The organism is Bartonella sp. CM86QHHN, from assembly GCF_042194695.1.
Taxonomy (GTDB): Bacteria; Pseudomonadota; Alphaproteobacteria; order Rhizobiales; family Rhizobiaceae; genus Bartonella.
This window is the reverse complement of record NZ_JBHIND010000048.1, coordinates 1-6,472: the sequence shown is the minus strand read 5'-3', so window position 1 is coordinate 6,472 and position 6,472 is coordinate 1. Positions and strand designations below refer to the sequence as shown.

The window sequence follows — 6,472 nt, the reverse complement described above, 5'->3', positions numbered from 1 at the left end:
ACCTGTCTTTATCCGAGAAACCACTGCATTATGTGAAACACCCATCTTCTTCGCAAACGCACGAACCGATAGACCCTTACGATTCTTCTTATTCATAGTTGCTCCATTTTGAATGGTATATACGAATTATTGTACACTTTAATTATTGACAAGGCTTTATTTTTCGTGTACATAAAATATATGAAGATAGTGTGGGATGAACCAAAAAGAGCTTTAAACATTGTTAAACATAAGCTTGATTTTGCTGATGTTATTTACTTTGACTGGGAACATGCTCTTATTGATGCAACCCATTCAAACCGCATGAAGGCTATTGGACATTTTGCGGATGGCACAACAGTTATTGTTTTTGCAAAGCTTGGCAATGAAGCGATATCCATTATCAGTTTTCGTCAAGCGAATAAAAAAGAAAGAGAGGTTTTCAATGACTATCAAAAAAACCTTTGAAACAGGATGTGGCTATACAAAAGAAGACTGGGACGCTGTGGATTCCCCACCACTAACAGATGAAGAACTTGCACGCTTAAAGCCAGCTAAAGACGTTTTACCAGCCTCTTTTTTTAAGTATGTAACAGAAGAGCGCCGTAAACGTGGGCGTCCACCCGTTGAATCTCCTAAACAAGCGGTTACTCTCCGTCTCGACCCAAATGTTATTGCCTCTTTTAAAAAACAAGGAAAAGATTGGCGAACACGTATGGGTGAAGTCTTAAAAAAAGCAAGTGGCAGCTAAACCAACCACCTCCCCATTTTTGAGAACGGGGAGGGGAGTTCTGTTTTTAAGTTAAGCAACCTTTTTAATGGGGCTTTCTAAATCTGGTTCGTAAGCTTTCAAAAAAGGATTCATAGCCATGGGAAACTCTGAAGCTCCGAAATCTGTAAGAACTGCCAGAATCTTTGTAAAATTGGGCACTTCATCTTGAAGTTCTAAAATCAAAGCTTTTTCCACCACGCCCATGACCTGCACCAGCGTGTTACAATCCTCATCTCCAACACTTTGATGATTGGAAAATTGAGCCAACGCTATCCACAAATCGCATAAGAAGTCGACACTGCTATTCATTGCACACCCCCAAAGATTTGCTCTCTCAAACATGCCAATCCTCTGGATGTAATTTTTGTTGAAGGGAGCACTTTTTCTGTACCATCTGGTCTTTGAATGGTGATAGCAGGACAGTCCATGAAACCTTTTTTGATTTTATCTTGATAAGGTAACAGAGGCGCCCCTGGAGTACGCCGATACACCCAACCATGTTTACGCAAGTAATCAGTTAAATCCTTTGGTCGTACTTCCAACATCTTTGCTGCTTCAATAAGACCGAATAAACCATCAGAGCGTTTTAAGCCTTCCAAAGCCTCTGCTTTAGGCTTGAGTGTATTCACCTCATTTCTTAAGTCTTCTAATTGATTAATACTCTCTAAAAGGAGCTGTTTGATCGTAAGAGGATTTTCCAATGCATTGGCAAGATTTATTTGCGGTGTTGCTACTTGTTTCAAAAGTCGTTCACATTTGATAAAATATTGACGAGCTTCATGTCCTTTATCGTTACGCTCTATCATGGAAAGGTGTTTAGCCATGTCTAAGGTGAGGTAGTATTCTATGCTTGGGCGCCCACCTTTTTCTAAATTTTTAGAAAAACCTATAAAGTCTATATTTTCTCGAAAATTACATTCTTTAATGCGATTTTTAATCCAGTCTGCAAACTTTGATGTAATTTCCAAAAATGCGTGCAATTCACGCGCATTAACAGTTTGAACAGTTTCCTGATCAATAACCTGTTCTGATATTTCTATAAGTGTGTTCATAATGAACTCCTAGTTGTTAGAGGTTTCTTAATGACACTCTAAAAGAGTGCCGGGCGCTAAGAAACACGGCAACTAGCCCGTCGTTATGCTTTCCCCGAAAGGGTATTATATGGCATAACCACACCCGACAATATTATTATATGCATATAGCATACAATGAGTCAAAGCTTTTAAATTGCGGAAAACGAGTTATTTCGGCAACCAATCCGCTAGTTGTTTTAAGGTGTTTCTTAGGCACCTGATTCGACAATAGATATAATGATACTGTCTTGTCAAGTGATAAAAAACTTTTTCTAAAAAATAATCCACTATTGTACAGTGTGTATATGAGGACACATTAAATTTGTTATTTATCAATGAGTTAAGTGTACAATGTACAGTTGATTTGAAAATTCTGTCGCTAGCGATAGTTCGCGCTCGCCTGCCCCGCAACGAAGCCAACCCGCTGGGAAGTACCTTTTGCATTGATTTTATTGTATTTTTTTCTGGAGAAAACCAAAGCGCAAGTGATAATCTGCTTTAAAAATTACAATTAAAGTGAGTAGTGTGGTGACATAGCTTAAGAACATTATTTAGCTTTCTTATTGGCGGCATATTCTTGACGAGCAAGTTGGTACTGTATATTGGCAATTAATCTTTCATTGGCTTTTTTTACAATAGCACTTGCAATTTCTGGCTTAGACATCACTTTAGCAATTGAAGGTCCTTCTTGTTTTGCAATGGGGAATTGATCTCCGTCATCTCTTTGAAACACATTCCCTCCCATTTTCAATTCAACACGCTTTGGAAAACTGCCTCCCTTGATAAAACCATGGGGTAAGATTTCTTTCTTTCNGGTGTTCCAGAACCAATGATATCTGTCTCAAGAAACCTTGCTGTTGCCTTTTCTTTAATATAAACACCTCTTCTTATACGCTTTATTTGGGCTGATGAGATGTCTGCAACTTGCTTTTCAGTAAAGCGTTCAACTTGTTTTGCTGTAGTGTTTAGAGCATTACGCAGAGCCCAATTAAGGCGAGGGGCTTGAAGGCTTGTGAAGGTATCTTTTGCCTGTTGAAGATACCATTTTTGGTGGATGATTAACTTCAACTTCTAAGCCTTTTTTGGGGTAGGTGACTTGGAAGCTTTAGATGCTTTTGGCTGTTCGAGTGGAATTTCCTCTGTCACTGGTTCAGACGATGTTTGTACGGCTTCTTGTTCTATCTGTTTAATTTGTTCAACTGCCTTGTCTGTTTTTGCTGTTGTCTTGACTCCAATAAAAGGTTTTACAGCATTAGCGCGCTTGAGACGTGCGTAGACTTGATTGGAAACTTCAACAAATGGATTATTGGGTGTTGATGGTTCAAATCGAACAGTGCTTTTATTGTCTCCAACAACACACATTGGCTTAGTGATGACAGTTTTCATCATTGCTCCTTTTGAGTCATAATTAATGACATCATTAGTCAAATATTGATTGTTATTCTGTGAAAAATTGATTAGTCAGAATTATCTAGAAAACAGAGCTTTCTAGCCATATTAAAGGCTTGATATTTCATTGAATTTTTGGGAATATTTTTGAATTTTGGACGCAATACAACCAATGCAGTGCCGTCATTAAATACGATTTTTTACACCATGCCAACAAAAAAATCTATATTTTAGATTTTATAAATTATTGTGAAATTATTATAGGAGGGAAAGGCAATGACAGGTCCAGAAATATTAGATGCCATGTATATAATATCAATGATAGTTATATCCCTCTTAACTATAGCGTTTTGTTTGCCTGCCGCCTTTTGATTTTCATTAATAGTTTGCGGATCATATGCAATTACACGCTTTTGTAAAAAAATCGAGAGTGAGAAATTTTTCCAGATTGATGAGCTAAATATTAAGCTCGTGACGGGCTGCTGTTGCCAAAAAAGCAGATCTTGTTAAACCTCTCTTTTGTGCACAATTATCAATTGCACGTAAAAGCCCTCGTTCAATTGATATATTTGTGCGTATGACTTCTGAATCATTTTCAATAAAAGGAACTTGTATTAAAAAAGCTCCTTCTGACAAAGCTGTTTTGACAGATTTCCGTTGTATGACTTCTTCAAATTTTGAAGGAATAGGCACTCTATCTATATCTTCACAATAAAGTTGGAGTGCTTCTGTTGCATTTGCGATTAAATTTTCTTCCTCATCAGCAGCAGAAAAAAGTCCCTCAAAATCAGGAAACTGAACACCAAAAGCAGATTCTTCATCTTTATGAACAAGAGCAAAAAATCTTTTCATTCTTCTTCTCCTTCTTTTAACCAGCCTGCTTGTTGTGCGATAGAACGTGCTGTACCAATCGGAAGATTTTTTTTAGGATGTGGAACGATAACAACCTTATCATCTTTTTTAAATTTATGATGAGAACCTTTCACTTTGATAAGTTCAAAGCCATCACGCTTTAATTTTGCAATGATTTTTCGGCTATCTTGTTCCATTACCTAAACTCATAATGTGTAAATATATACACATTTTAATGATTTTTCATCTGATGTCAATTCTTTTTTAATGGCTAAAATGCTTATGAAGCGCATTAAGAACAATACGCAAAGAGCTAACAAGATGTGTTAACGATTGATCTTCTATAACAAGATATTGTAATGCAGCGTAAAGATTATACTGTCTATAGAGGTGTTGTGTTTCTTTGATAACCTCTTTCGTCTCTTCATAACAATGAGTTGCTCTTTCAATCCACCGTTTTTGTGCCTCCTCATTTGATGAAGGAGTAAAGTTATCATAAATTGCATTAGGCAATCCTTTTGCACATAGATAATTGTTTTTCACTTCAAGATATTTTTGTGCAGCATCATATTGGTCTTGATTGATTTCACCTTGCAAATAAAACCGCCCGATATAGGTTCCGGAAAGCGGATTTTTAGCCTCTTCTATGGTCAAGCCAAAGCGTTTGGCACGCATTTCAATTGCCAATTTATCCATGGGGTTTATGCGGTGTTTTTGCTCGTGAGATGCGTCCGTTTGGTTCTCTGATACATCCTTTAATCCGAGGACGTCCGCGTTTTGTACGTTTTTTTCTCTTTGTCATATGTTATCAATCAGAATGGGATAGCATCATTAAGAGATGTGCCATGATCAGTAGCACCTGAAGCGATAGCATAATTTTGAGAAGTAATGGGTGAAGGGGTAGGGGATGCTGATTGCTCTTTCTTTGCATCAAGCAAATACAATTCCCCTTTGAATTGTGGTAAGATAATCTCTGTTGTATAACGGTCATGCCCATTTTTATCTTGCCATTTGCGTGTTTGTAATTTGCCTTCTACGTAAATCTTTGAACCTTTGTTGAGATACTGAAGTGTAATTTTTGCTAAATGTGGATTAAAAATCACCACGGAATGCCATTCTGTTTTCTCTACTTTTTGATTGGTTTTTTTATCTGTATAGCTTTCAGAAGTCGCTATACTAAAATTGACTATTTCTGCTCCAGAATTCATTGTTTTGCTTTCGGGATCAGCACCTAAACGCCCGATTAATGTCACTTTATTTAGCATGTTTTTTCTTACCTTAAACTTGTACTTTAATACATAGAAAATCTTAGCATGATTTGCTTATTTTTTCAATTATTTCAAAATAATATTATTGTTTTTTAACATATAAAATTATATTTAATATGCAAAAAAACATAAATAGTTCAGTGTTCATTTAAAACTCTTGAAATACATACATAAATGTATTAACATAAGATATGAAAATAAGATTTGAATGGGATGAAACTAAAGCAAAAAGTAATCTTAGAAAGCACCGTGTCAGTTTTGAAATTGCTGCTCGTGTTTTTGCAGACCCGTTCGCCATGGTTAAACAAGACCGTATTGAAAACGGAGAATATCGTTGGCAAACTTTGGGTCTTGTGGATGGTTTTTTACTGCTGCTCGTGGCGCATACTGTCCATGATGATAAAGATTGTATAGAAGTAATCCGTATTATTTCAGCGCGGCGAGCTAACTCGAAAGAAAGGAAACGTTATGAAGAAGAAAGTTCTTTATGAAATTGATGTAGGTAACTTATCACCTTTGACAGATAAACAGAGAGTTGAAGTTGATAAGCTGGCTGCAATGCCGGACAGTGCAATTGATCATAGTGATATTCCGTCACTCAATGATGCATTCTGGAAAAACGCCGTTCGCAATCCATTCTATAAACCAACCAAAACTGTCACAACAGTACGTGTGGATTCAGACGTTCTAGCGTGGCTTAAAAGTCAAGGGAAAGGATATCAAACACGGATTAACGCAATTTTACGTGACGCCATGCTTCGTTCAATGCGTTGATCTCTTTCCTGCTACAAAGAGTATCAAACAGCTTTCGATAGTTTTTTATCTCCTTGTTGATCTCATCTATGAACGTTGAGAAGAAACAACGTAATCTGAACAGTTTTATAAAATCGGAAATTTTACTATAGCTTTTTAACTGAGCACTGTAGTGTGTAAATAGATATGTTTATTAAACTGCGTGTATGTAACATAAGAAACAGTACACAAACTAAAAAAGAATACCAAAGAGCAATATCTGAGTACCAAAGTACAGTATCCAATGAAAAAGAAAGCTTATGCTCCACGTACTTAGAAATGAAAGGTAAAGAAACAGTTTCTTTATAACTATTTGGAAAAATTAAAACGACAAGCGCTAAACTTAT

At 36.5% G+C, this 6,472-nt stretch carries 11 protein-coding genes and 2 pseudogenes; 4 read left to right on the top strand and 9 right to left on the bottom strand.

The features are described from left to right. The first annotated feature begins 180 nt into the window (after positions 1 to 180). On the top strand, positions 181 to 447 hold the full coding sequence (locus tag ACFIKX_RS03980; protein WP_375613975.1) for a BrnT family toxin: 267 nt from the start codon (positions 181 to 183) through the stop codon (positions 445 to 447). Next, positions 425 to 730 carry a BrnA antitoxin family protein gene (locus tag ACFIKX_RS03975; protein ID WP_006589112.1) on the top strand — a complete coding sequence of 102 codons (306 nt, stop codon included), beginning with the start codon at positions 425 to 427 and terminating at the stop codon, positions 728 to 730. Before ACFIKX_RS03980 ends, ACFIKX_RS03975 begins: the two co-directional genes overlap by 23 nt. A gap of 51 nt (positions 731 to 781) precedes the next feature. On the opposite strand, the gene ACFIKX_RS03970 is transcribed toward ACFIKX_RS03975, so the two are convergent. From ACFIKX_RS03970 to ssb, 8 genes and pseudogenes are all read right to left on the bottom strand, one after another. Next, positions 782 to 1,060: a hypothetical protein gene (locus tag ACFIKX_RS03970; protein WP_375613974.1), complete on the bottom strand. Its 279-nt coding sequence runs from the start codon at positions 1,058 to 1,060 to the stop codon at positions 782 to 784. Next, entirely contained in the window at positions 1,057 to 1,803 is a 747-nt protein-coding gene (locus tag ACFIKX_RS03965) for an antA/AntB antirepressor family protein (protein WP_375629428.1), read from the bottom strand. The genes ACFIKX_RS03970 and ACFIKX_RS03965 overlap by 4 nt, the downstream gene beginning before the upstream one ends. Positions 1,804 to 2,371: 568 nt before the next feature. Further along, positions 2,372 to 2,892 (bottom strand): annotated as a pseudogene (locus ACFIKX_RS03960) (hypothetical protein). Positions 2,893 to 2,895: 3 nt separating this feature from the next. Beyond that, entirely contained in the window at positions 2,896 to 3,210 is a 315-nt protein-coding gene (locus ACFIKX_RS03955) for a hypothetical protein (RefSeq protein ID WP_375629422.1), read from the bottom strand. Positions 3,211 to 3,669: 459 nt separating this feature from the next. Further along, positions 3,670 to 4,065 (bottom strand): type II toxin-antitoxin system HicB family antitoxin, encoded by a 396-nt coding sequence (locus tag ACFIKX_RS03950; protein ID WP_375613839.1) that lies wholly within the window; start codon positions 4,063 to 4,065, stop codon positions 3,670 to 3,672. Next, complete coding sequence (locus tag ACFIKX_RS03945) at positions 4,062 to 4,262, bottom strand: type II toxin-antitoxin system HicA family toxin (RefSeq protein WP_375612550.1); 201 nt, start codon at positions 4,260 to 4,262, stop codon at positions 4,062 to 4,064. The genes ACFIKX_RS03950 and ACFIKX_RS03945 overlap by 4 nt, the downstream gene beginning before the upstream one ends. A 67-nt stretch (positions 4,263 to 4,329) precedes the next feature. Beyond that, entirely contained in the window at positions 4,330 to 4,761 is a 432-nt protein-coding gene (locus ACFIKX_RS03940) for a hypothetical protein (protein ID WP_375629419.1), read from the bottom strand. A 116-nt stretch (positions 4,762 to 4,877) separates the two neighbouring features. Then, positions 4,878 to 5,330 (bottom strand): single-stranded DNA-binding protein, encoded by a 453-nt coding sequence (ssb, locus tag ACFIKX_RS03935; protein ID WP_375613837.1) that lies wholly within the window; start codon positions 5,328 to 5,330, stop codon positions 4,878 to 4,880. Positions 5,331 to 5,524: 194 nt separating this feature from the next. Here ssb and ACFIKX_RS03930 point away from each other — a divergent pair, with 194 nt between their 5' ends. Further along, positions 5,525 to 5,824, top strand: a complete 300-nt coding sequence (locus tag ACFIKX_RS03930; protein WP_375629416.1) for a BrnT family toxin — start codon at positions 5,525 to 5,527, stop codon at positions 5,822 to 5,824. Continuing rightward, positions 5,802 to 6,107, top strand: coding sequence for a BrnA antitoxin family protein (locus ACFIKX_RS03925; protein ID WP_273756873.1), 306 nt, complete (start codon positions 5,802 to 5,804; stop codon positions 6,105 to 6,107). Before ACFIKX_RS03930 ends, ACFIKX_RS03925 begins: the two co-directional genes overlap by 23 nt. 125 nt (positions 6,108 to 6,232) lie before the next feature. On the opposite strand, the pseudogene ACFIKX_RS03920 reads toward ACFIKX_RS03925, so the two are convergent. Then, a pseudogene (locus tag ACFIKX_RS03920) lies at positions 6,233 to 6,472 on the bottom strand (hypothetical protein); the annotation flags it as partial.